Consider the following 1,849-nt stretch of genomic DNA (forward strand, 5'->3'; position numbering starts at 1 on the left):
TTAATAAAAAGTTCTTTTAAATTAAATGATCCTACTATTTTTCTTGTAGAATTCAATAACAGTATAGATATTATTATTGCTGAAACTGACGTTGCAATTGAAATTCCAAGCACTCCAAAAAACTTAGATAAAGTAATACTTAATATTACATTAACTACAACTCCAATAACTCCATTTATAGTAGTTACCTTTGTTTTTTTCATTGAAAATAAAGAGGAATTTAATATATCTCTAACTCCTGCAAAAGGTAATTGAATCGCATATCCAAAAAGAGCCATAGATGTCAAAATAACAGCATTTGACTCAAATTTACCTCTTTCATAAATAACTTTAATAATATCATTACTTAAAAACATTACTCCAAAAGTAATTGGTACTAAAAACATACAAATAGTAACTATAGATTTACTTAAATATTTTAAGAATCCTTCCTTATCACCTTTATTTAGTTTATTGGCCATTAAAGGATAAACTACAGAAACTAAAGAAGTTGTAATAGCTGTATTAGCAAATTGTATAATTCTTTGTGAATACTCTAGTGCAGCCATAGAACCGGTTATTAATCCAGATGCTACACTTTTATCCACTAACATATTTATAGAATTAGCACCTGCACCAATTATTACAGGAATTATAAGTATAATCATATTTTTAAGCTTTTCATCTTTAATATTTATATAAAATTTAATTCTATATCCATTCTTATATAATGATGGTATTTGCACAAGAACTCTTAATAAGTTCCCTATAACATTTGCTACTGCCAATCCAACAATACTAACATCTTTAAATAGCAGCAAGTATATAATTATAGGAAAATTAAAAAATATACCTAATAAAGCTGGAATAACAAAATCTTCACAGACTTGAAGTATTGAAGCAAAACAATCATTTATACAAAGCAATATTATATTAAATAATGTTATCCTTGTTAGAAAAATAGTTAAATCTATTTTATCTGGCGTAAAATTAGGTACAAAAACATTCACGATTTCCTTAGTAAATATTAGTCCTAAAATTATAATAAAAATAGAAATTAAGGACAGTATATTAATTATATTATTAGAGAAATAAAACATTTCTTCTTTATTTTTATTATGCCTAATTTCACTCAACATAGGTATAAATGTTGTTGAAATAGCAAGACCTACTATCATAAATACTGATTCTGGTATTGCTACAGAAGCGACATATATATCATAAGCTCCCTCAACTCCAAAATGATAAGCAGCTAAAATATCTCTAGCAAAGCCAATGACTCTACTTAATATAGTCATTGCCATTACTATAAAAGTTGCTCTAAATATTTTATTTTTACTCATTTTTATTTTTTCCCCTTACTACAAGTAGTAAAAACTTAGGTATACTACCTAACCTTTTTATTCTCCATGGCTCTTTAGCAACCCTATATAACCATTCTAAGCCTAATTTTATCATCCATCTTGGTGCCCTAGTAACCTTTTCAGCAATAACATCAAAGCTTCCACCTACGCCCATAAAAATTTGGCATGGTAGCTCATCCATGTATCTTACTATAAACTCTTCTTGCCTTGGGCATCCCATTGCTACAAAAATTGCATAAGGCTTCTTTTCTTTTATATCTTTTAATAATTCAACAGGATTATTAATATCAAAATATCCATCTCTATATCCTACTATATTAACTTCTGGGAACTCCATTATAATATTCGCTACACAAGCTTTTAAGTTTTCGTCTGTAGTTCCAAGTAAATAAATACTTTTATTTTCTAATGATAACTTTCTAATAAGCTCCTTCATTAAATCTATTCCCGCAATCTTCTCTTTAACAGTAGTTTTTAAAAATCACATAAAATTCAGATAAAATTAT

1 protein-coding gene and 1 pseudogene are annotated in these 1,849 nt (G+C 27.1%); both read right to left on the minus strand.

Going from position 1 to position 1,849, the window contains the following annotated elements; translation table 11 throughout:
- Positions 1-1,322, minus strand: a 1,322-nt coding sequence (gene murJ, locus HUJ77_RS15400; protein ID WP_291710157.1) for a murein biosynthesis integral membrane protein MurJ, incomplete at its 3' end; no start/stop codon positions are given.
- Positions 1,315-1,821 (minus strand): annotated as a pseudogene (locus HUJ77_RS15405) (WecB/TagA/CpsF family glycosyltransferase); the annotation flags it as partial. The pseudogene HUJ77_RS15405 and the gene murJ, both read right to left, overlap by 8 nt.
- Positions 1,822-1,849 lie beyond the last annotated feature (28 nt).

This window comes from Clostridium sp., from assembly GCF_021443865.1.
In the GTDB taxonomy this organism is placed as follows: domain Bacteria; phylum Bacillota; class Clostridia; order Clostridiales; family Clostridiaceae; genus Clostridium.